The organism is Corynebacterium sp. H127 (genome assembly GCF_037482665.1).
Classification (GTDB): Bacteria; Actinomycetota; Actinomycetes; order Mycobacteriales; family Mycobacteriaceae; genus Corynebacterium.
In genome coordinates this window covers 60,038-82,867 of record NZ_JBBHKY010000012.1, presented here as the reverse complement: position 1 = coordinate 82,867, position 22,830 = coordinate 60,038, and the positions used below count along the sequence as shown (strand labels likewise).

General features: G+C 58.2%; 22 protein-coding genes. 4 read left to right on the top strand and 18 right to left on the bottom strand.

Going from position 1 to position 22,830, the window contains the following annotated elements:
• Positions 1–165 precede the first annotated feature (165 nt).
• Complete coding sequence (locus WG936_RS11360) at positions 166–1,422, bottom strand: deoxyguanosinetriphosphate triphosphohydrolase (RefSeq protein ID WP_339572969.1); 1,257 nt, start codon at positions 1,420–1,422, stop codon at positions 166–168.
• 100 nt (positions 1,423–1,522) lie between these two features.
• Here WG936_RS11360 and WG936_RS11355 point away from each other — a divergent pair, with 100 nt between their 5' ends.
• Entirely contained in the window at positions 1,523–3,538 is a 2,016-nt protein-coding gene (locus WG936_RS11355) for a TPM domain-containing protein (RefSeq protein ID WP_339572968.1), read from the top strand.
• Here the strand turns inward: WG936_RS11355 and WG936_RS11350 are convergent.
• Genes WG936_RS11350 through WG936_RS11340 form a run of 3 tightly spaced genes read right to left on the bottom strand, consistent with a single transcriptional unit; the run spans position 3,535 to position 5,893 of the window.
• Positions 3,535–3,984, bottom strand: a complete 450-nt coding sequence (locus WG936_RS11350) for a hypothetical protein (RefSeq protein WP_339565227.1) — start codon at positions 3,982–3,984, stop codon at positions 3,535–3,537. The genes WG936_RS11355 and WG936_RS11350 overlap by 4 nt on opposite strands.
• 12 nt (positions 3,985–3,996) lie before the next feature.
• Positions 3,997–4,509 (bottom strand): hypothetical protein, encoded by a 513-nt coding sequence (locus WG936_RS11345; protein WP_339572967.1) that lies wholly within the window; start codon positions 4,507–4,509, stop codon positions 3,997–3,999.
• 4 nt (positions 4,510–4,513) lie between these two features.
• On the bottom strand, positions 4,514–5,893 hold the full coding sequence (locus WG936_RS11340) for a glycine--tRNA ligase (RefSeq protein ID WP_339565229.1): 1,380 nt from the start codon (positions 5,891–5,893) through the stop codon (positions 4,514–4,516).
• Positions 5,894–6,182: 289 nt separating this feature from the next.
• Here WG936_RS11340 and WG936_RS11335 point away from each other — a divergent pair, with 289 nt between their 5' ends.
• Both WG936_RS11335 and WG936_RS11330 read left to right on the top strand, forming a co-directional pair.
• Entirely contained in the window at positions 6,183–6,509 is a 327-nt protein-coding gene (locus tag WG936_RS11335; protein ID WP_339565230.1) for an ArsR/SmtB family transcription factor, read from the top strand.
• Positions 6,510–6,563: 54 nt separating this feature from the next.
• Complete coding sequence (locus WG936_RS11330; protein WP_339565231.1) at positions 6,564–6,992, top strand: Fur family transcriptional regulator; 429 nt, start codon at positions 6,564–6,566, stop codon at positions 6,990–6,992.
• Positions 6,993–7,064: 72 nt separating this feature from the next.
• Here the strand turns inward: WG936_RS11330 and WG936_RS11325 are convergent, their stop codons facing one another.
• The 13 genes from WG936_RS11325 to WG936_RS11265 all read right to left on the bottom strand — a co-directional run bounded on the left by WG936_RS11325 (position 7,065) and on the right by WG936_RS11265 (position 20,188).
• Positions 7,065–8,129 carry a VIT1/CCC1 transporter family protein gene (locus WG936_RS11325; protein ID WP_339572966.1) on the bottom strand — a complete coding sequence of 355 codons (1,065 nt, stop codon included), beginning with the start codon at positions 8,127–8,129 and terminating at the stop codon, positions 7,065–7,067.
• A gap of 1 nt (position 8,130) precedes the next feature.
• Positions 8,131–8,865, bottom strand: a complete 735-nt coding sequence (locus WG936_RS11320) for an isoprenyl transferase (protein ID WP_339565233.1) — start codon at positions 8,863–8,865, stop codon at positions 8,131–8,133.
• 1 nt (position 8,866) lies between these two features.
• The gene (gene recO, locus WG936_RS11315) at positions 8,867–9,604 is read right to left on the bottom strand and encodes a DNA repair protein RecO (RefSeq protein ID WP_339565234.1); all 738 of its coding nucleotides are present in this window, start codon (positions 9,602–9,604) and stop codon (positions 8,867–8,869) included.
• Positions 9,605–9,610: 6 nt separating this feature from the next.
• Positions 9,611–10,531 (bottom strand): GTPase Era, encoded by a 921-nt coding sequence (gene era, locus WG936_RS11310; protein ID WP_339572965.1) that lies wholly within the window; start codon positions 10,529–10,531, stop codon positions 9,611–9,613.
• Positions 10,528–11,823 (bottom strand): hemolysin family protein, encoded by a 1,296-nt coding sequence (locus WG936_RS11305; RefSeq protein ID WP_339565236.1) that lies wholly within the window; start codon positions 11,821–11,823, stop codon positions 10,528–10,530. Before WG936_RS11305 ends, era begins: the two co-directional genes overlap by 4 nt.
• Positions 11,823–12,368 (bottom strand): rRNA maturation RNase YbeY, encoded by a 546-nt coding sequence (ybeY, locus tag WG936_RS11300; protein ID WP_339565237.1) that lies wholly within the window; start codon positions 12,366–12,368, stop codon positions 11,823–11,825. The genes WG936_RS11305 and ybeY overlap by 1 nt, the downstream gene beginning before the upstream one ends.
• Positions 12,369–13,331, bottom strand: coding sequence for a PhoH family protein (locus WG936_RS11295; protein ID WP_445227962.1), 963 nt, complete (start codon positions 13,329–13,331; stop codon positions 12,369–12,371).
• Positions 13,332–13,551: 220 nt separating this feature from the next.
• The gene (locus WG936_RS11290; RefSeq protein WP_339565239.1) at positions 13,552–14,307 is read right to left on the bottom strand and encodes a 16S rRNA (uracil(1498)-N(3))-methyltransferase; all 756 of its coding nucleotides are present in this window, start codon (positions 14,305–14,307) and stop codon (positions 13,552–13,554) included.
• Complete coding sequence (gene dnaJ / locus WG936_RS11285) at positions 14,304–15,425, bottom strand: molecular chaperone DnaJ (protein WP_339572963.1); 1,122 nt, start codon at positions 15,423–15,425, stop codon at positions 14,304–14,306. Before dnaJ ends, WG936_RS11290 begins: the two co-directional genes overlap by 4 nt.
• A gap of 15 nt (positions 15,426–15,440) precedes the next feature.
• On the bottom strand, positions 15,441–16,454 hold the full coding sequence (gene hrcA / locus WG936_RS11280) for a heat-inducible transcriptional repressor HrcA (protein ID WP_339565241.1): 1,014 nt from the start codon (positions 16,452–16,454) through the stop codon (positions 15,441–15,443).
• A 10-nt stretch (positions 16,455–16,464) separates the two neighbouring features.
• Positions 16,465–17,574: a radical SAM family heme chaperone HemW gene (hemW, locus tag WG936_RS11275; protein WP_339572962.1), complete on the bottom strand. Its 1,110-nt coding sequence runs from the start codon at positions 17,572–17,574 to the stop codon at positions 16,465–16,467.
• Entirely contained in the window at positions 17,571–18,245 is a 675-nt protein-coding gene (locus WG936_RS11270) for a hypothetical protein (RefSeq protein WP_339565243.1), read from the bottom strand. The genes hemW and WG936_RS11270 overlap by 4 nt, the downstream gene beginning before the upstream one ends.
• Positions 18,246–18,361: 116 nt before the next feature.
• Positions 18,362–20,188, bottom strand: coding sequence for an AMP-dependent synthetase/ligase (locus tag WG936_RS11265; RefSeq protein ID WP_339572971.1), 1,827 nt, complete (start codon positions 20,186–20,188; stop codon positions 18,362–18,364).
• A 96-nt stretch (positions 20,189–20,284) separates the two neighbouring features.
• Here WG936_RS11265 and malQ point away from each other — a divergent pair, with 96 nt between their 5' ends.
• Positions 20,285–22,393 (top strand): 4-alpha-glucanotransferase, encoded by a 2,109-nt coding sequence (malQ, locus tag WG936_RS11260; protein ID WP_339572961.1) that lies wholly within the window; start codon positions 20,285–20,287, stop codon positions 22,391–22,393.
• A 264-nt stretch (positions 22,394–22,657) separates the two neighbouring features.
• Here the strand turns inward: malQ and WG936_RS11255 are convergent, their stop codons facing one another.
• The gene (locus WG936_RS11255; protein ID WP_339565245.1) at positions 22,658–22,825 is read right to left on the bottom strand and encodes a hypothetical protein; all 168 of its coding nucleotides are present in this window, start codon (positions 22,823–22,825) and stop codon (positions 22,658–22,660) included.
• Between the last annotated feature and the right edge of the window lie 5 nt (positions 22,826–22,830).

Sequence of the window (22,830 nt, the reverse complement as noted above, 5' to 3'; positions counted from 1 at the left end):
CGACCACAGTTACCCGTCGGCCGGCAAGCACCGAAGCCACCGCATGGTCCCTTATCTTCTGTGTTGATCGTTGAACCACCACGAACCACCTTTCTGGTTTGTGGTGCATTCACAGCTTGACACCGCCAAGGGAACCTCGGCAAAAGGGGTTCGCGCAGCCCCACGTTAACCAAAGAAGCCCGACACCCCAGAGCTGAACTTTGCTACCCGCTCCAGCCTGGTCTCAGTCATCGAGGCAATCTGGTCAATGATCACTCGCTGCCGTGCGGCATCGGTATCAGCTGCCTGGAACCATGACCGGAACATCGGATCCAGGGTTCCCGGTGCACCGAGCACCAGGTAGTCATAGACACGGCTGATGCGTTCACGCTGCCGATCCTGGCGGGCGATATGCCCAGGATCATCCATCACATAGAGCACCGCAAGAGTCTTGAGCAGCTGCACTTCTGCCGCCGCGGTGTCTGGAACAACCAGATCACCATGTTGCCGGCCAATCAATTCATTTGCGGCACGCGTAGCGGAGATGGTTACGCCAACATAGCGTCCCACCAGCTCAGAGGTCATCGCTTTCAATGCCACCAGGGAGGACAGCGAGCCGTCGTATTCGGAAGCCTGGGAGATCACGGGGAGCTGACGGAGTCGGTCGGCGGCGTCGATAAGCGCCTCCGGTTCACCGCCGAAGGCACGAGCACCTTTCTCAGCGAGCGCGGCTAACTCGACCAGATCCCACAGCACCGATAAGGAGATCCGTCCCGCAACGATGCCGTCTTCCACGTCATGCACCGAATAGGCGATGTCATCCGACCAGTCCATCACCTGTGCTTCCATCGGCTTGCGCAGGTCTGAATGGCCAGCGCGCAGCCAGTCCAACAGCTCCCGATCATCGTCGTAGGCACCATACTTGCGGGGGTTCTTCGCCCGTGTCCAGGGATACTTGCATGCGGCATCCAGCGAAGCCCGAGTGAGGTTAAGACCATGGGACACCTCCCCCACCAGGACCTTTGGTTCTAGTCGGGAAAGAATCCGCAGCGTTTGAGCGTTACCTTCAAAGCCCCCGCACTGGTTAGCCAGCGCGTTCAATGCCACTTCTCCGTTATGCCCATAAGGCGGGTGTCCAATGTCATGAGATAGCGCAGCGAGTTCACACAGGTCTTGGTCGAGGCCGAGTCCGCCCCCGATCCCCCGCGAGATTTGAGCCACTTCTAGGGAATGCGTGAGCCGAGTGCGTGGCGTATCGCCGTCGCGCGGGCCGACCACCTGGGTTTTGTCTGCCAGCCGTCGCAAAGCGGCAGAGTGCAGCACCCGGGCGCGATCGCGCGAGAACGCACCCCGATGCTCTGGCTCAGCGCCTGCCATTGCACTTCCCTTGGGCGCTTCTGCATGCCGCCTTTCGACGTCCGCAGCTGTGTATTCAAACTGCACTGGAGTTCCCCTTTCTACGCCCAATCTTGCCCCACTCTTTAGCCAAAACCGGCCACACCCCGCCGTCAAGCACCGAAAACGTCCAGTATCCTTGAATGCTATGAGCGGTCTTCGGAAATTCAGCGCACTATCCCTATGCACCTTCGGCATTGGTCTGGGAGGCCTCAGCCCCGCCTTCGCCATGGCACCGACCACTGGGGACACCGTATTGGCGCAAGCCCCAACCCAGTATTCCAAGACCATCACAGACAACGCCGATGTGCTCACGCCGGAGCAAGAAGCGCAGCTTGAAGAGCAGATTAAGCAAGTCCAGAAGGACACCCAGAAGAAGGTGTATGTTGTCTTCAACAAGGATTTTGGGGGCAAGTCCGGTGAAGATTGGGCGAAACAGGCCCGCCAGTTGAATCAGGGGCAAAACGTGGTCGTTTTCGCCGTCTCACCTGCCACCAACGACTACGGGATCTCTTTCGGCAACGCGTTCAGCAGCACAGACCAACAGCGCATTGAAAAGGCAGCCTACGACAAGTTGGTCGATCGTGACTTCTATGGCGCCGCTGAGAGCTTTGTCATCGCGGTGTCCGGCAAGGGTAGTTCCGGATCGGGTGGCGCCGCGATGGACGGTGAATCGCTTGGTTGGCTCGGTGGCGGCGCCGCAGCCGTCGGTGCGCTCGGAGTGGGCGCTTATGCCATGAGCAAGCGGAACAAGAAGAAGTCCAACAGCACCATGGTGGCAGATGCCCGCAGCATCGATCCCAAGGACCTCGGCGCGTTGAACGCATTACCAACTGAGATTCTGGATGAGCGCGCCCGGGAAGAGCTCGTTTCCACCGATGAGTCCATCCGCCGTGGCCGGGAAGAACTCGACATTGCTATCGCCGAGTTCGGAGCGGAACGCGCTCGTAATTTCACCAAGGCGATGAATCAATCTACTACCACCTTGCAGCGTGCTTTTGGTCTCCAGCAACGCCTCGACGATTCCATCCCGGAATCCGAAACCGAACGTCGCGCCATGCTCGTAGACATCATCTCCTCATGCGGCCAAGCCGACCAAGCTTTGGACAAGGAAGCCGCCGACTTTGCGGAAATGCGCAATCTGCTCATCAATGCCGATACCCGAGTAGATGAACTCACCCGCACCACCATCGACCTACGCACCCGCATGCCTAAGGTTGAGGAGACGCTCAGCGGGTTGCAAAGCCGATATGAGTCCTCGGTGATAGCAAACCTCGCGGATAACCCTGCCCTGGCTGCTGCTGCACTCAGCGAGGCCGAGGAGTCCTTAGAATCCGCCCGCGACACCGTCCACCTGCCGGCCGGACAACAAGGACGCCTCATTGAAGACATCCGTCGCGCCGAGAATGCCGTCACCAAAGCCGATCAGCTGCTGGCAGGCATCGAGCATGCCGAGGAGAACATCGCCGTCGCCCGCGACAAGTACCCGGCCCTCGTCTCCGAGGTACAGGTTGAGATCCAGGAGGCAGCCCAGCTCGAGCAGCAGGCAGCCAGCCAAGGAATCCAGGCTGATTGGTCCGCTTTGAACAGTGCAGTCAATGACGCGAAACGTGTCCTTTCCGAGACTCAGGGCAGCTACGAAAGCAATCCCCTCGACGCCTATGACCAGCTAGTAACCGCAGACTCTCACCTTGACGAGCAGCTGGATAAGGTGCGGGCATCCGCCGCGGATCAGGCCCGCACCTTGCAGGTTTTCGACAACACGATGCGCACCGCTCAGAGCTCGATTCAGGCCGCCGAGGACCTCATCGCCACCCGTGGCCGGGTAGTGCGAGCACAGGCGCGTACGCAGCTTGCCGACGCCAAAAACCTCTTTGCCCAAGCCCTAAACATTCGCACGAGCAATACTCGCCAAGGCATCGATTTCGCGCGCCAATCTCTCACCGCAGCGCAGCGAGCCGCCAAATCCGCGCAGCATGATATCGATGATTACCGTCGCCGCAATTCCGGCGGTGGCTCCAACATGGGTGGCATCGTCACAGGAATGCTCATCAATGAGATGCTCAGCGGCGGTAGCCGGGGTGGCTTCGGCGGTGGCTTCGGCGGCGGTTTTGGTGGCGGCTTCGGTGGCGGCGGTGGCGGCTTTACCGGCGGCAAGTTCTAGTAGCGTGGTCTGCGCACTGGTGAGTCCACCAAGACGCAGGCCCAGCTAAGAAAAATTGCGTGTAGGTCCGGGAGCTGGTTTGCCAGCTCGGTGCCTACTAGTTCCACGCGTCCACTGATCATCGGGCGAATATAAGCCAGTACGCCCGAAGTAGCCCGAACTGCGCGTTCTTTGCGCCACACGGTAGTGCGCTCCAGCACATAGAATGTCTCACCACAGGTGGCCACGAGTTTTCCAACAGTAAAGCCGCGCTGGTTAACGGTAAATACCTCACCATTGGACGTAGTTGCCCTGGCCCGAAAGTGCATCGGGCCAGGGGTGGATTCAATGAGGAGACGTTCGCCTTCGGTGTCGATGACGTCGGATCGCACCATCGCCAGTAAGTGACCGTTCGAATTGTGTAATTCGTTCCCGGTCCATGTCCAGCGCGGTAGCGAATCCGTCATCGCGTCAAATCCTTAGTTGAAGAACAGAAATAGCACCAACGGAGTCAGGATAAGCAATACTAGCGTCAATATCCATGTCAAACCGACAAGTCGCTGCTCAAGCGCGATGCGCGAGAGCCAAGCGAGGTACACCTGTTCAGCTTTGTCCAGTGCTACCTCTGGTTCGAACTCAACAGCAACGTTTCGGACACCGTTGTTAGCCCCAGAGAACTGGCCGAGCTTGGTGTCATTTTCGTCGATGATCCAGTCCGACTTCTGCTCATTGATGAAGTCAATGCTGCGCTCTCCGATGGTGGCAACGAAGCGCTTCGACTTTTTGAAACCCTTCGGTGCCTGCGCGACCCATTCGACGCTGCCATCAGTAGCGCGAGCTTCATCACTGGAAAGCTCGTAAGTCCACTGCTTTCCAGCGACCTCAGCGGTTTCCTTATTCTCGTCGACGATCTCGAATTCTGCGAGCAGCTGATCGCCTCCGCTCAGCTGAATTCGATGATCGTGACGCTTGCCCCACTGCACAGTGCTCATAGGGTTAGCAACCTACCAGACGCTGCGCTAGGTAGCCTTCGAGTTCTGCCACGGGTACGCGCTCTTGGCTCATCGTATCCCGCTCACGGACTGTCACTGCATTGTCCTCGAGGGTGTCAAAGTCCACGGTGACGCAGAACGGGGTACCGATTTCGTCTTGGCGGCGGTAACGACGCCCAATGGCACCGGAAGTGTCATAGTCGATGTTCCACAGACCACGTAGCTTAGCGGCGATCTCCTCCGCTGGGCGGGCAAGCTCTTCCTTCTTGGACAGTGGCAGGACGGCCACCTTGATTGGGGAGAGACGACGATCCAGCTTGAGTACAACTCGCTTATCTACTCCACCCTTGGAGTTCGGTGCCTCATCCTCGGTGTAGGAGTCGACCAAGAATGCCATTAGGGAACGGGTCAAGCCAAAGGACGGCTCGATGACATAAGGGTGGTACTTCTCACCAGTGACCTGGTCAAAGTATTTCATGTCATCGGTAGAGTGCTCGGTGTGCTGTGAGAGGTCGTAGTCGGTACGATTTGCGACGCCCATCAGCTCGCCCCACGGGTTGCCGCTGAAGCCAAACTTGTACTCGAAGTCGATGGTGCGATCTGAGTAGTGAGCACGCTCATCGGCAGGAACATCGAACTGGCGCAGGTTTTCTTCCTTGATGCCCAGATCAGTGAACCAATTCCAGCAAGCAGTGACCCACTCGTCAAACTTAGCCTCTACCTCGGATGGGTGAACAAAGTACTCGATCTCCATCTGTTCGAACTCACGGGTACGGAAGATGAAGTTGCCCGGGGTGATCTCATTACGGAAAGCCTTGCCCATCTGGCCAATACCGAATGGCGGCTTCATACGCGCGGTGGTGGCAACATTCTTGAAGTTAATGAAGATGCCTTGCGCGGTCTCTGGCCGCAGGTAATGCAGGCCTTCCTTGTCATCGACAGCGCCAAGATACGTCTTCATCAGACCAGAAAACATCTTTGGCTCAGTCCAGTTGCCCGGCTGTCCCGTCTCTGGGTCCTTAATATCCGCCAGGCCGTTAGCTGGTGGGTGGCCATGCTTAGCCTCATACGCTTCAATGAGGTGGTCAGCGCGGTAACGCTTGTGCGTATGCAGAGATTCCACCAGGGGGTCAGTAAAGGTAGCAACGTGTCCGGAGGCTTCCCAGACTTGGCGTGGCAGGATGATAGAGGAATCGAGTCCGACGACGTCGTCACGCCCCTGCACGAAGGTGCGCCACCACTGACGCTTGATGTTTTCCTTCAACTCCACGCCGAGCGGACCATAATCCCAAGCGGAACGGGTACCGCCATAGATCTCGCCACATGGGTAGACCAGACCGCGACGTTTCGCGAGGCTAACTACGGAATCGATTACTGAAGCCACGACACTCCTTGAGTGGTTTACTGCTGCAGTTCATCCCCCACAATCCGTCGGTACGCCTAATTCCGGAGTGAACCGGCGACACACGATGACTGGGCGGCTACAGCTAAATAAGGTTGGACTCGACTGGCTGCCGAGCTTTACTTGTCCTTTCAGTGTATCCAAGTGTGCGCAATCTCCCTTAACTACCCCTTGACCTGCGATTCTAATGTGGGCTTTACTTGGAATTATAAGCACTTTCTTGCTCATTACTGCGGGCCAGGAAGTGAGCCTTACCAAGGAGTGAGCAAAATTGAAAACGCAGGCACCAGACCCCGTAGTGGCCCAGCGAGATTATGCCAGTGCTGAGCTATTGATCCGCGCTTTAGATTCGCAGCTGCGAATGAAAATCCTGTATCTGCTCCAGGCTTCCCCACGCTGTGTGCATGAATTGGTGAGTGAGTTGGAGTCCAGTCAGCCCCTGATCAGTCAGCATCTCAAGGTCCTGCGCACAACGGGGTTAGCCACTGCTGAACGCCGAGGAAGAGAGATGTATTACTCCCTATCCAGCATCAATGTCATGCCAATCTTGGATTCCATTTTCGAATTGGGGGTACACGTCAACTACCGCAAGTTGTAGACGTGGTAACTTAATAGTGAAAAATAACGGTTTTTGTCCGGAAGGCAGCCACTTATGACCACGCGTAGCGAGTCCCCCATCCCGAAATTGGGCCAACGTAGTACTAGACAACGCGCTGCCGTTATCGAGGTTCTCCGTGACATCGATACATTCTCATCCGCTAAGTCTATCCACCAGGCTCTCACCAAGAGGAACCTGAAGGTTGGCCTCACCACCGTCTACCGCACTCTGCAGTCCCTCGCGGATATCGACGCCGTAGATGTCCTGCACATGGCTACCGGTGAAACCTTGTACCGCCACTGCGAATCCGAGCATCACCACCATCACTTGGTGTGCACTGAGTGCGGGAACACTGTGGAAATTGCAGGCGATGCCGTTGAGACATGGGCAGAGCGCGTTGCAAAGGAAAACGGCTACCAACTCGTCGGTCATACCGCAGAAGTCTTTGGCCTCTGCCGCAAGTGCGCCGGAAAGGCCTCCTAGCCTTCTCGCACGGCTTAACCCGTTGCACGGATGAAAACTTGCAGCCCTGCAACGGGAACTAATTGCTGCGGTCTAGGCTACTGAGACTCCGAAAAGCCAGCCCAAACCATAGGTAATTGCGGCAGCGCCCAGCCCGATCGCCACCTGGCGCAGCGCCCGTGCCAACGGCGAGGCACCCGAGAGCACTCCCACCACGCCGCCGGTGAGCATCAGCGCAAGGCCGACAAGCACGCATGCGATCAGTGCTGCCACAGTGGTTGAAAGACCAAGAAGGAATGGCACAATCGGGATAAGTGCGCCGGAGGCGAAAAACAAGAAGGAAGAAATCGCCGCAGCAGCGCCACTGCCCACCACCTCATTACTTCCCAAATTACCTTCCCACGCTGAGGCCGCCGAAGGGTGATTAAAAGAGCGAATCACCACGGCAGCCTTGTCTGCGGCCTCCGCAGGACTCAATCCGCGCGCACGGTAGACCAATGCCAGCTCATTGGCATCCACATCCAAGGCCGGGATAGCCGTCATCGCTTCGGGATTCGGCTTGGAGGCGTCGAGTAGCTCGCGCTGTGAAGAAACCGAGACGTACTCCCCTGCGCCCATCGACAACGCCCCCGCAAGGAGCCCAGAGATACCGGTGAGCAGCACATAGCTGTTGCTCACCCCGGAACCAACAATGCCGAGCACCAATGCCAAGTTGGAAACCAAGCCATCATTCATGCCGAAGACAGCAGCCCGGAAGTTGCCGGACATTTGCTCCCGCCCCCGCTCCGCTAGACCACGTACCACCTCTGCGTGAATGCGCTCATCGGCAGACATCTGTTCCGTGGCATCAGCATCGGTGGTGTACGGGGTACGGGATTCGGCGGCCTGCATCAACGCAAGGGCGAAAACAGAGCCGAAGTGCCGAGCGAGGAAGCCCTTGATTTTCGTGGCGAGATCCGGGCTGCACTTCTTCTCAGCATGCTCACCCAATAGCCCCATCCAATGGGCCTCGTGCCGGGATTCTGCCTCCGCTAGCGTCAGCAGGATCTCCCGTTCCTCGCCAGCCTTGCGCGTGGCTAGCTGCCGGTACACTGCGGCTTCGGCGCGCTCGTTAGCTAGGTGCTTTTGCCACCTTTTGATCTGAGCTTTGTCGGGCACACTATTTCACCCCACCGAATCGACGATCCCGCTTGGCGTACTCCAGCACGGCGGCATACAGATCTTCCGGAGTGAAATCAGGGAACAGTTTGTCTTGGTACACCATCTCTGCGTAGGCCGATTGCCAAAGCAAAAAGTTTGAGGTGCGCTTTTCGCCAGAGGGACGCAAGAACAAGTCCACGTCCGGCATATCGGGCTCGTCGAGGAAGTTCGGAAAAGACTTCTCGGTGATCTGATCCGGGTGCAACTGACCTGCCGCCGCCCGGCGGGCGATTTCACGGGTCGCATCCACGATCTCTGCCCGGCCACCATAGTTGACGCACATCGCCAACGTCATCCGAGTGTTGTGCTGGGTGAGTTCCTCGGCAGCCTCAAGTTCCTTGATAACAGCGCGCCACAAACGTGGCCTCCGGCCGACCCAACGCACGCGAACCCCTTTTTCATTGAGGGTATCTCGCTGGCGCCGCAGCACGTCACGGTTAAAGCCCATGAGGAAGCGCACCTCCTCTGTGGAACGCCGCCAGTTTTCGGTGGAAAAGGCATAAGCGGAAAGGTACGGGATTTCCAGTTCGAGGCAGGCATCGATCACATCCATGAGCACCGCCTCCCCCCGCTTATGGCCTTCAGTACGCTTCAGGCCTCTCTCTTGGGCCCAGCGACCATTGCCGTCCATCACCAGTGCGATGTGGTTGGGGCGAAACTCTTGCGGGATGTTTGGTGCACTCACTTGGCCCATCTTAGTGCGTCCAGCCAGTATCCACGAAGTTTAGGGCATGCATTGAACGCTCCAAATGCCACTGTAGGTGAGCGCGCGTGAGCTGATGCGCGGCGGCCAGCAGCGATTCAAATTCAGGTTGTTCGGAAAGGGCACCCACTGCATCCCACGCGCCGTGGGACAGCCACCACATCAAGCGCAGCGCCTCCGTGGGCGGAGTGGCACATCCGGACAGGTGGCAATTCTCACACAGTGCGCCTCCGGCACCAGGATGGAAAGCACAATGTGGACCGGGCGCGCCACAATGCGCGCAATCGAACAAGCTGGGAGCCCAGCCGGCAACATCCATCGCTTGCAACAAGAACGCATCCAGGACTGCTGTCGGATAAGACGCGTTCTGTATCTTGCGTAGGGCCCGCACAGTGAGTTCAAACAGTTCGCCTTCATGGAAGCTGAGCTGTTCCGCGGCCTCTAAAACAGCGCTGGCGGCGGTGTATTTGGCATAGTCTGCAATTATCCCGGAGCCGAAGAATTCGACCGTGTCAGCCGCAGTGATGGTGTCGAGGTTGCGGCCGGGGTACAGCTGGACGTCGAGAAGCACAAACGGCTGTACTCGGGATCCGAACCGGGACTTCGCCCTGCGCACGCCTTTCGCCACCGAGCGCACGATGCCGGATGGGGTGAGCAACACAACAACCCGGTCTGCCTCGCCGAAATCATACGTGCGCACGACGAGGGCGCGGGCACGATAGGAATGCATGTCTAATTAGAAGCCCAGGCGCCCGAGAGCCTTCGGGTCGGACTGCCAATCCTTGAGCACCTTGATGCGCAGATCCAGGAACACGTTGTGCCCCACCAGCTTGATGATGGACTGGCGCGAATTATGGATGATGCGCCCCATCCGGCGGTTATCCTTACCCATCAGAATCGTCTTTTGACCCGGACGCTCGACATAGATCACGGCATGGATGTCGAGCACACCGGGGCGGTCCTCGTTGGGGAGGATCTCATCGATTTCCACAGCCACGGAGTGTGGGAGTTCGTCTTTGAGTCCCGATAGCGCAGCCTCACGAATCAGTTCGGACATGCGCTTTTCGGTGTCATCGTCGGTGATGTGATCGTCAGGATAGAACTTTGGCCCCTGGGGCAGCTGGGAGACGATGACGTCGCTTAGTACGTCGATTTGCTCGGATTCTTTCGCAGAGACCGGGACGACTTCACAGTCACCACCCAGCAGTTCGTGCAGCTCCATGAGCTGAGCGCCCACTTGATCACGAGAAACCTTATCGATCTTAGTCACCACGCCCATGATTTTGGTCTTTGGCGCCACTTGTCCCACGGCGTCGAGGATCCAGCGGTCGCCAGGTCCAATCTTTTCGTCGGCGGGAATCACCAAGCAAATGAGGTCAACATCAGAGTAGGTCTCCTTGACGATCTCATTTAAGCGCTCGCCGAGCAGCGTGCGCGGACGGTGCAGGCCGGGCGTATCGACGACAATGATCTGTGCATCCGGGCGGTGCACTAAGCCACGAATGGGGTGTCGTGTGGTTTCCGGCTGGTTGGCGGTGATCGCGATCTTCTCGCCGACCAGCGCATTCGTCAACGTGGATTTACCGGTGTTCGGCCGCCCCACAAAGCTGACGAATCCGGAGCGGAAGTTTTCGTTGGTAAATCCAAGTTCGGTCATGCGTCGAGTGTAGCAATGACTTCAACAATCGCTGAGGTCACTCGCATGCGCCCACGCCGATCTCTTCGCCCTTCAGTTGTCAGCTTGAGCCCAGCGATCTCAACCTGTGCGCCGGGCAGCGGTACCCTACCGAGCTCGTAGGCAATCAGCCCACCTACGGTGTCTACCTGCTCAGAGTACTCATCGAAGTCAATCTCCAAGTCCAATTCTTCATCGATGAGCTGCTGCAGATCATCAAGAGAGAGTCGAGAGACAACACGGAATTCCCGCTCACTGAGGCGCTCGACAGGGGCAACCTCAGTGTGATCGTACTCATCTGCGATCTCACCGACGATCTCCTCCAAGATGTCCTCGATGGAGATCAGACCAGCGATGCCACCGTATTCGTCCACCAGCATCGCGATGTGATTACGGTGCAACTGCATCTCATGCAGCAACCCGTCTAGGTTCTTCGAATCCGGAACGAACGTTGCTTTACGCATCACGTCTTCCACCAGCACGCTCTTGCCACCGTCTGGCAGATGATACGTCTTTTGCACTAGGTCCTTGAGGTAGACCACACCGATGATGTCATCCACGGTATCCCCGATGACTGGAATGCGAGAGTGCCCAGAACGCACACACAGCGCAGTGGCTTGACCAGCGTTCTTGTCCTTTTCGATCCAGATCATTTCAGTACGCGGCACCATCACCGAGCGCGCGGTGGTCGACGCGAGGTCGAACACATTCTGAATCATCCGGCGCTCTTCTACTTCCACGATGCCGCGCTCTTGTGCGATGTCCACCATCTCGCGGAGCTCAATTTCCGTAGCGTAGGGGCCATCCCGGAAGCCGGAGCCCGGGGCGAGTTTATTGCCCAGCCAAATCAGGACCTTCGGAATGGGGCCCAACACATAGGACATCGAGTTAAGGAAGATCGCCGAGTTGAGCGAGACAGTGTAGGGATTCTGCCGTCCGGCCGTACGAGAAAACACACCGATCACGGCGAAGGTCACCAGCGTGAGTGCCGCCACGGCGACAGTAATGGCCAGCGGACGGGAGTGGATGATTTCGATGCACAGCGACACGGTGAAGACTGCCGCCACGGCGTCGAGAAGCGTGCGCAACAGCACCAACAAGTTGATGTGTTCAGCCCGCTTAGTCACCACCTTTAGGAGCGCTTCTGCCCCCGGGCGATCATCTTTGACCAGCTCCTCTACCCGCGCACGGGAGATCGAGGAGACTGCCGATTCCACCGTTGTCAGCGCGCCCGACCCAATAAGTGCGATAACCAGCCCTAAGGCATTGAGCATTAGCCGAGTTGCTCCCGATCTGCCGCACTTGGGAACGCGCCGGCGCCAGTCGGCTTCGGCTGATAAGTCACCCCGCGGTCGGCAATGTCCTCATACCAATCCGCTAGCAACTCATTTTGTAGCGCGAACATTTCCTGTTCCTCGGCCGGAGTGACGTGGTCATATCCCAGTAGGTGCAAACAACCGTGGACAGTAAGCAAACATAGCTCGTGTCCGAGGTCGTGTCCGGCCTTGTGCGCTTGCTTTTCCGCGAATTCGGGGCACAACACAATGTCTCCGAGCATCGCCGGGCTTGGTTCAGCGGCATCGGGGCGGCCCGAACCGGGCGTGAGTTCATCCATCGGAAAGCTCATCACATCGGTCGGCCCCTCTAGATCCAACCATCGCACGTGCAGGTCGGCGATCGTATCTAGATCCACGATGTGCATGCTCATTTCCGCCGCAGAATGAATATCCATGCGCGTGAGAGCATAGGAGGCTACGTCGATGAGCATCTCTTCGTTGACGCCCGGGTAGCCCGATTCATTAAAAACCTCGATGCTCATTTAGTACCCCTCTCCCGTCTCTGCTTCGTACTCATCATAGGCTTCCACGATGCGCCCAACTAGGGAGTGACGCACTACGTCCTCGCTCGTCAGTTCCGAGAAGTGCACATCTGCCACATCGGCGAGGATGTCACGCACAATACGCAACCCCGAGCGCTGGCCACTCGGCAAGTCGATTTGGGTGATGTCGCCAGTAACCACCATCTTCGAGCCGAAGCCCAATCGGGTCAGGAACATCTTCATTTGCGCGGGCGTAGTGTTTTGCGCCTCATCAAGGATGACAAAAGCATCGTTGAGAGTACGACCACGCATATACGCCAGCGGGGCCACCTCAATGATGCCGGATTCCATCAGCTTGGGGATGATTTCCGGATCCACCATATCCCGCAGCGCGTCATGCAGTGGGCGCAGGTAGGGATCGATCTTCTCATCCAGCGTGCCGGGAAGAAAACCGAGCTTTTCCCCCGCTTCAACAGCGGGGCGAGTCAAAATAATGCGATTGACTTGGCGGGCGTGCAATGCCTGTACGGCTTTGGCCATGGCGAGATAGGTTTTGCCGGAACCAGCCGGTCCCAGGCCGAAAATGATCGTATTCTCGTCGATCGCATCGACGTAAATCTTCTGCCCCAACGTCTTTGGGCGAATCACTTTGCCTTTGCGCGCGATGATGTCCGCCGCCAGCACCTCTCGCACGGACTGTGGTGCTTCCTTGGACACTATGCTCACTGCGTTTTTCACCGAGTCTGGGCTGATGACGTGACCGCGGCGCGCAATCGCCTGCAGCTCATCCAGCACCTTCTTAACCCGAGCTACTTCGTAGTCCGGCCCAGTCAGAGTTGCCTCCGTCCCCCGCACAAAGACGTCTACGGGGATAAGGTTCTCCAGCACCCGCAGATTTTCATCTTCGATGCCCAGTACTGTGTTCGCGAAATCCTCGTTCAACACGTACTGCTGAGTGATGATGTCATCACGCTTATAAATCGCCAAAATTACCTAGTCTTCCCGGTCGCGGCAGGTCTGTACATCTATGCTGGCCAACTCTATCAAGTTTGTTCCGCAACAACCTGCCATTGAAATTTAGAATGGCGCTCGCATTAAGCCCCGCCGTACTGAGTTGAATTCGGCGACAAGAGCCTGTTCCTCGTTGTGGCAGTGCTCTGCAAGTTGGGCATGGCTGCCAGCATCACCACCGCGCCAACGCCCCGTGCGCGGCCAGCGCGACCAGCCCGGCGCTCGCGGTACGCAGCACCTCGGGCCCAAGCAGCGCCGACACCGCGCCGGCCGCCGTCAGCTGTGAAACCTCTTCCGGGCTCAGGCCACCTTCGGGCCCCACCACGAACAGCGCCGCACGCGCACCGAATTCGACTGTGGAAAACGGCACGGCCGCATCCTCATGCAGCACCACCGCGACTCCCCCAGCTGCCACCAATTGCTGCACCTGAGCGATAACATCCGCTGTGCTGGCCAACGGCGCAATCTCGGGGATACGCATCCGGCGCGATTGCTTGGAGGCGGCCACAGCCATCGAGCGCCATTTAGCACCAGCTTTCTCCGCTTTTGCGCCCCACTTCGCGATCGACCGCGCAGCCTGCCAAGGCACGATGACATCGGCCCCACCCTGAGTCATCAGGTCAACCGCGAGCTCTGAGCGCTCGGATTTGGGGAGAGCCTGCACGATGGTCACCGGAGGTCGGTCGGGAAATTCGACGTGCTTATCGACGTCAAACTGCAGCGCAGCCTTAGACACGGAAGTCACCGTTGCCTCAATGCCCGCCCCATGGCCGTCGATAAGCAGCAGCTGCTCCCCAACACCGAGCCGTTTCACAGTGACCGCGTGCCGGCCTTCCGGGCCGCTGAGCTCGCCGACAGTCGCGGGCAGCTCGGGACGCTTGCCGGCGAGGACGGCGTCGAGGTCATAGACAAAGGTGGGCAGGCTCATCGGCGGAAACGGTTGCGCAATCGATCAAATACGGAGGATTCGCCACCCTCGGTGTGAATCTCGGTGGTCTCCTTGCTTCGGTTACGCAGCTTCTCCAACGCCTCGCGGGTGTGTGAGTCCAAGTCGGTAGGAATTTGAACGTCCACGTGAGCAATGAGATCGCCGTGGGTGGTCTCCGAGCGCAGCACCGGCATGCCCGCCCCGGTTACATGGATTTGCTGACCGGGCTGAGATCCGGCCGGGATTGTGATATCGATCGGATTGCCATCAAGGCCCTCCAGTTGGACCTGCGCGCCCAGCGCTGCATCGATCATCGGAACCTTAGCGGTGACGTGCAGATTGTCTCCCTCACGGATGAACATCGGGTGTGGGGCGACGCTGATCTCCACGTAGAGATCGCCCGCAGGTCCGCCACCCGGGCCTACCTCGCCACGTCCAGCCATGCGGATGCGCATACCGTCCGAAATACCCGCTGGAATGCTCACGGTCAGGTCCTTGCGAGACTTCACGCGGCCGTCGCCATGGCACTTCTCGCAGGGATCCGGAATGACCTCGCCGGTGCCCTGGCACACGTGGCAGGGACGGGTGGTCATGACATTGCCCAGGAATGAACGCTGAACTTCTTGGATAGAACCGGAACCCTGACAATGCCCACAGGTGTGTGGCTTGGATTTGGAACCAGATCCGGAGCCCGAGCAGGCATCGCAGAGGATCGCTGTATCCACGGTGATTTCCTTCTTCACACCGGCAAAAGCCTCAGCCAACTCAATGCGCGTGCGCAGGAGCGCGTCGTTGCCCGGCTGGACGCGGGAGCGTGGGCCACGAGTACCAGCTCCGCCAAAGAAGGCTTCGAAGATGTCGCCGAAACCGCCACCCGGCGCACCGCCGTAGCCCTGAGGTTGTTCCATTGGGTCGCCACCCATATCAACGATGCGACGCTTCTCCGGATCCGTCAGGACCTCATTTGCCAAAGAAATCTCGCGGAACTTCTCTGCGGCTTCTTCGGTGCTATTGACGTCCGGGTGGTACTTGCGAGCGAGCCGACGATAGGCTTTCTTGATCTCCGAGTCAGATGCCCCCTTGTCGACCCCAAGAATGCCGTAGTAGTCGCGCGCCATTGACTTCAACCCTTTCTAATTCTTCAAGACTCTGCTGACATATTGTGCAACGGCGGAAACCTTAGAAATAGTTCCGCTGTAGTCCATAAACGTGGGACCGACCACCCCGAGGGCACCGAAAGTGGCATCCTCGTCGCCGTATCCCGTGGACACGATTGAGGCGGAGTGTAGGCCGTGATCCATGTTCTCCGCACCAATGCTGACGTTCACTTCGCCTTCTTGCACGTGCGACAGCAGTTTCAAAACTACTACTTGCTCCTCCAGCGCTTCCAATACGGAGGTGCTTAGCGGAGAAATGCGAGATAGGTTCGATGTTCCGGCGAGGATCAGTCGATCCGATGGCGCTTCCACCAGGGTCTCGATCAGGACCGTCGCGCAGCGCAGCATCACATCACGCAATTCGCTCGGGGTGTGCTCCAGCAGATCCGCGAGCGCGACGCTTGCGTCCGCCATCGTCTTTTCTGCCAACGCATTATTGAGTAGCGAACGCAGCGGAGCAACATCCTCGATCGGCTGTACGAGTTCCACATTGCGTTGTTCCACCCGGCCAAGATCCGTGATCATCACTAGCAGCAGCCGGGTCGGAGTCAGCGCAACTACCTCGCAGTGCTTGACTCGCGAGGTCCGCAAGGAAGGTAGCTGGATTACTGCTGCCTGCCGAGTCAACTGGGCCAGAAGCTGCACGGAGCGACGCAGCACATCCTCCAGATCAACGCCGCCCTCAAGAAAACCGAGGATAGCGCTTCGCTCCGGCGCGGTCAGAGGCTTGACCTCATTGAGCGAATCCACGAAAATCCGATAGCCCTTTTCCGTAGGGATGCGACCAGAACTAGCATGCTGCTGCGAGATGTACCCCTCGGACTCCAGCGCCGCCATGTCATTGCGGATCGTAGCCGAGGACACCTGCAGGTGGTGCCGTTCCACGAGCGCCTTGGAACCCACAGGTTCCTGGGATGCAATGTAGTCGGCCACGATGGCGTTGAGAACTTGGAGCCGTCGCGCCGTTGTAGACCTAGTAGACCCTGCCATGGCCAACAGTCTAGCCTTCGGCTGCCAGTAGTTCTGCGATGATGCCGTCGGCAAGCAGGCGTCCGGCCTCAGTCACGGCGACACGCTCGCCCGCCGTGAGTAGCCCGCCGCGCACGTGCTTGGCGACGACCTCAGGTGCATTCACCCAGCTCGCAGGCACTCCCTCTTTCAGCCTGAGCCCCAGCATGAGCTGCTCGGTGTGGATGTCCATTGGCGTCAGCAGCTCGCTTTCCTGGATCGGCAGCTCACCGCGCCCCAGGATCTCGTTGTAGCGACGCGGGTGCTTGACGTTATAAAAGCGAGTGTGGTCAATATGTGAGTGTGCACCAGGGCCTGCACCCCACCAGTCCCCCTCACGCCAGTAGCCGAGGTTGTGCTGGCATTGGCCATCTGGCTTCGCCCAATTGGACACTTCGTACCAGTCGAAGCCTTCGAGCATGGTGTCGATGATGTGATAGCGGTCTGCCAGCACGTCCTCATCTGGTGCAGGCAGCTCACCTTTGCGCACTTTTCGGGCCATGGCAGTGCCCTCTTCCACGATCAGCGAGTAGGCGGAAACGTGATCGACCTCAGCGGACAAAATCGCGTCAACGGTGCGACGCACGTCATCGTCGGTTTCTGTCGGGGTGCCGTAGATCATGTCTAGGTTGACGTGTTCGAATCCTGCGGCGCGGGCTTCCTTTGCCGCTGCGACGGCCCGCCCCGACGTATGTTTGCGCTCTAATACTCGCAACACGTGGGAAGCAGCAGATTGCATGCCCAGCGACACCCGCGTGTACCCAACATCCTTGAGTTCCGCGAAGAACTCCGGGCTGGTGCTTTCTGGATTGGATTCGGTAGTCACCTCAGCTCCGGGCTGGAGGGTGAAATTGGCGTTGATTGCACGCATGATCCGCCCTAAACCCTCGGCCCCCAACATCGACGGTGTGCCGCCACCAATGAAAACCGTGTCCACTGGGCGATCGCCAACCCGCTCCGCAGCGAGCGCCAATTCTAATTCCAGCGCATCTTGGTAAGCGGCTGGCCCCATGCCGAGCTCGCCGGGCGTATAGGTGTTGAAATCGCAGTAGCCACAACGAGAGGCGCAAAACGGGACGTGGATGTAAATCCCGAAGGTCACGAAGCTCGACCCTTGGCTCGCTTGGCGGCCACCTTAGCAACGATGGCGTCGATACGCGCACGCTCGAGCAGGAATCGCGGCGGGTTGCTGCCCCGCATACTACGCACATACTCCGGATGCTCCCCCGTCACGGCGCTAAACCATGCATCGAGCGTGGTATCCACAGTGCGCTGGGTACGGCTATAGAGCACCGGCAAACTCAAGGAATCAAGATCATCCGCAGCAACGGCAGTGCGATCGAGAACCCATTCCACCACGCATTCCAACCGTTCCAACACAGCTTGGGTGCGGGAATTCATCGCCTGCGACATTTCGCGGATCAGCACCGGAGCTTCGAGCGGGAATGCGCTGAGCAAGTCCTCGGCGGTAACCGCCTCAGGGGCGGCCACAACCTGTTCCCGCTTTTTCGCGCGCACGCTCACAGTACCGGAGCGCAGCCCTGAGGTGAGGGCCTGGCGCAGGCCTGCTAACTCTGCAACGACGCGACGTGAATCACTTCGAGCTTCTTCGACGATCTCAGTGAACTCGGTGTGGCAATCCTCTACCAGTTCCACATCCCAGTCGGAGATCGCCTCCATCAAGTGCTCCAAGTACTGCACAACCTCGTCACCGATGTCATAGACTTCTTGGGTCAGTTCACGATGGCGCAGCTTGGCGTCGATAAGATGCACGTTTCGCTCCTTGACTTGTGAAGGTTGTACGGATGTCGGGCCCGCGGGTCGCAGTAACACGGACAACCATAAGTCAACGGCGGAGCAAATTTAGTGTGCCCCGCCGAGAACTTAAATTATCGCCGATAAATGTGTGCGATTTCCTTGGCAAAACGGCGGGTGACCACGTTGCGCTTAACTTTCATCGTCGGGGTGAGCTCATCGGCTTCCTCAGACAAATCTCGATCCAGAATGTAGAACTTCTTGATCGCCTCGGTGTGGGACACAGTGTTATTAGCGGAGTTAACTGCGTCCTGAATGTCAGCGCGCAATTGCGGATTCAGCGCCAGCTCGGAGACGGTTGCCTTCTCCGACAGATTGTGGATGAGCTTCCAACGTCGGAAAGCGTCCTCATCGAGGGTAATCAGCGCACCAACGAAAGGCTTGCCATCACCAACCACCAATGCCTGGCTGATCAATGGGTGGGAACGCAGCAGGTCCTCCAGTGGGCCTGGGGATACGTTCTTACCTCCTGCGGTGACGATGAGATCTTTCTTACGCCCCGAGATGATGAGGTAGCCATCTTCGGTAATTTCACCAAGGTCACCGGTATTAAACCAACCGTCCTTAATCGCTTCGGCGGTAGCTTCCGGATTGTTCCAATAGCCCTTGCACAGCATCTCCCCCTTAAGGAGGATTTCACCCTCTTCGTTAACGCGTGCAGCCATACCTCCGACTGGGCGACCGACGGTACCAATACGCTGTGGCTTGAAGTCCACAGCCGCTGCGGCGGCGGTTTCCGTCAGACCATAGCCTTCATAGATCGGCACCCCCAGCCCACGGAAGAAGTGCAACAGGTCATGGCTAATGGCTGATCCACCGGAAATGCAGTACTTAACTTCCTCACCCATCGCTGCGCGCACCTTGCTGTACACCAACTTGTCAAACATATTGTGCTTCAGCTTGAGGGAACGCGACGGCCCGTCAGCATCCAAAGCGCGCGAGTACTCGATGGCTACCTTTTCAGCTTCCAGGAAAATCGCGCCTGATACCGGGCTCTTGTCTGCGGCCTTTGCCGCCGCAGCATTTCGAACCTTCTCAAAAACGCGTGGCACGCCAAGGATCATGTTCGGACGGGCGCGCTGGAACTCCACGCTCAGCGAACTGAAATCAGACCAGTGCGACTGGGTTGCACCGCCTACGACTACCGCCAGCGACACTGCGCGCGCTAGCACGTGAGCCATGGGCAGGAAAGTCAGCACCCGGGTCCCCGGCACTGCGATGCCACCGATCGGATGAGACAACAGTCCACGAACCTCGGCGGCCCAGTTGGTGTGCGTAAGATAGCAGCCCTTTGGACGGCCTGTAGTGCCCGAGGTGTACACCAGCGATGCCAGGTCCTCACCAACAGTGTCGTTAATCCGCGACGTTACTTCTGCATCGCTAATGTCGCGCCCTTCAAATTTGAGCGTTGCAATAGCGGAGGCATTGATCTCCAGGATCCGGCGCAATTTCGACGGCGATCCAACCAATTGAGGCGTGCCGTCTGGTTGTAGCACCAAATGACTCATGAGCTCAGTGTGAGCACGGCTTTCGGTGATGGCGAATACAGCACCAGAATCTTCGATGATCCACTGAACCTGCGATTGGGAGGAAGATCCGTAGATAGGAACGGAGGCGGCGCCGGCGGCCCAGATGGCAAAGTCCATCAGCGCCCACTCGTAGCGAGTTTCCGACAGCAACACCACCCGGTCCCCCAATTGGACACCATTCGCGATCAACCCCTTCGCGACCTCAAAAACCTCCTCCACGAATTCCTTCGCAGTAACATTCACCCATTCGTAGTTTTGTGGCCGGGTGAACAACAGGCCATGAGGACGCGCTTTTGCCTGCGCCAATAACAACTTCAATACCGTGTCCTCGGGATCAAGTGTGTACTGGGCGGGGCTTTCATATTCCTGCATCATCGGTCCTTTTCATGAGGCTTCATTCATGTTCACGGTACACTTTTCCGCCAACTGTCGGGCACAGCGCACGCATAGATGGCAATATGAAATCTTGTGAGCTACTTCGAATCCCTTAAGGAACTAGCAGACCTCCATGGCGTCGCAACATCATATTGGTCTGCCGATGGCGAATTCATTGAGGTGTCCGAAGACACCCTTTTGAAGACCTTGCATGCCCTCGATATTGATGTGGAACCACATCGAGAGAGCATCGCCGAGGCCATCATGACCTTTCACGATGCAGCAGCCACGCAGATGCTCCCACCAACTGTGGTGATGAAAGCTGGCGACGACCACATCATTAATGTCCACGTCCATGACGGGGCGCCAGCAGATGTGCTCATCACTCTCGAAGATGGCACCACCTTCGTCCCCGAACAGCGCGAGAATTGGGCACCACCCCGCGAGGTTAACGGCGTGTCGTGGGGAGAAGCATCCTTCGCGATTCCCGGTGACACCCCGTTGGGTTGGCACACCATTTCCCTCACTTCCGACGAACTGAGGGCTACTGCAACACTCGTCGTCACGCCTGCTCGCCTATCACTCCACACCGGCAAGGTCACCGGCGTGATGAGCCAGATCTACTCCGTTCGCTCGCAACAGTCCTGGGGCATGGGCGACCTCAACGACCTCGGTCACACCGCCGAAGTCCTGGCCAAGGAAGCCAGCGCTGACTTCCTCTTGATCAACCCCCTGCACGCTGCCGAACCGTTCCCGCCACTCGAAGACTCCCCCTATCTGCCGACGACGCGCCGCTTCACCAATCCGATCTACATCCGTATCGAGGACATCCCGGAGATCTCGGGCTTGGACGCTGATTTGCTTAGCGACGTCCGGGAAATGGCAACCGAGTTCCAAGAGCTGAACACCTCTGACGCCATGATCGAGCGAAACCCCATCTTTGCCGCAAAGCTGCAGGTGCTGCACGAGATCTACCATGTCAAGCGCACCCCGGAGCGCGAACAGGCATACCAAGAGTACTGCGTGCTCGAAGGCTCCGGCCTTGACGACTTTGCCAAGTGGTGCGCCGAGCGTGAGCACACCGACAAACCCCAAGACAACAACCACGGTGTGGAACCAGCACTAGAAGAAACGGCGGACTTCTACCGCTGGATGCAGTGGATCTGCGACCAACAGCTCTCCCAGGCACAAGCTCGCGCCAAAGCTGCTGGCATGCGCATCGGCATTATGGCCGATCTTGCTGTCGGCGTACACCCCGGCGGCGCCGACGCCACGAATCTGGCCTCCGTGTTAGCTCCCGCAGCCTCCGTTGGCGCGCCAGCTGACGGATACAACCAGCAAGGCCAGGACTGGTCCCAGCCACCGTGGCACCCGCGCAAGCTTGCTGAAGCTGGCTATAAACCCTGGCGCGACATGTTGCGCACCGTGCTCCGTCACTCCGGCGGCATCCGCATCGACCACGTGTTGGGCCTCTTCCGACTCTGGTGGATCCCCCGGATGCAATCCCCGTTGAGCGGCACTTACGTGTACTACGACTACGAAGCCCTCATCGGAATCCTCACGCTTGAGGCCGAACGCGCGGGCGCAATTGTCATTGGTGAAGACCTCGGCACCTTCGAGCCTTGGGTACAAGAAGTACTCCAGAGCCGGGGCATCTTGGGCACCTCGATCCTGTGGTTCGAGAACAATGGCGATACTCCGAAGCCAGCCTCCGAATACCGCGAGTTGGCGCTCGCCTCAGTCACTACCCACGACTTGCCTCCAACGATGGGGTACGTCCAGGGCTCCCACATCACCTTGCGCGAGAACCTCGGTGTGCTTACTCGCTCCGCAGAACTGGAAGAGTCCGAAGATGTCGCATGGCAGAATCAGGTTTTCCGTGAAGTCGCGGAAACCGGCTGCTTCGCAGACACGGCAGTACACGGCGTAGAGTTCGGCGACACGCGTTTCGACGGCGACTACCCAGGCCTACTCATCGGGCTGCACCGCTTCGTCGCACAAACCCCAGCCCTACTCAGTTGCGTTTCACTGGTGGACATGGTTGGCGACATCCGCGCCCAGAACCAGCCGGGCACTTCACGGGACATGTACCCGAACTGGTGCGTGCCACTTTGCGATTCTGCCGGCAAACCAGTGCTTATTGAAGACCTAGCTAAGCAACCCCTGTTCAAGAGGATTGCGGCTGCTTCGCAACGCAGGTAGGCGATTCGCTACAGCCGAGAGCTCAGCTCACTTTTGGTGGGCTGAGCTTGTTGTGTGGCGGTTTGGCGGTTTGGCCGAAAAACTCACTCCGAATGGAAGATTTCGGCTGATTTGAGGCGTTAAGGAGTGACAAATTCAGCGCCACCACCGCACGCCACCCCAGCGGCAGAAACCTCCGGCGCTTAGATGTAGCTGATCGCCCAAGCGAGGATGACTAAGGCGAGCAGCACGTACAGTGCGAGCTTCACCCGGGATTGTGGGTATTTATTCTTCATTGTTCCCTTCAAACCATCGCGTCGCTTTTGCTCCGAGGATGTCGATCACGCGGAGAAAAACAAAAGCCAAGACTCCGCACAGCACCGCGGCCACCGCAACCACAATGGGCGCCTGCAGCCACAATGGCGCTGAGCTGAGGAAGTCCAGAATTTGCATAGGGT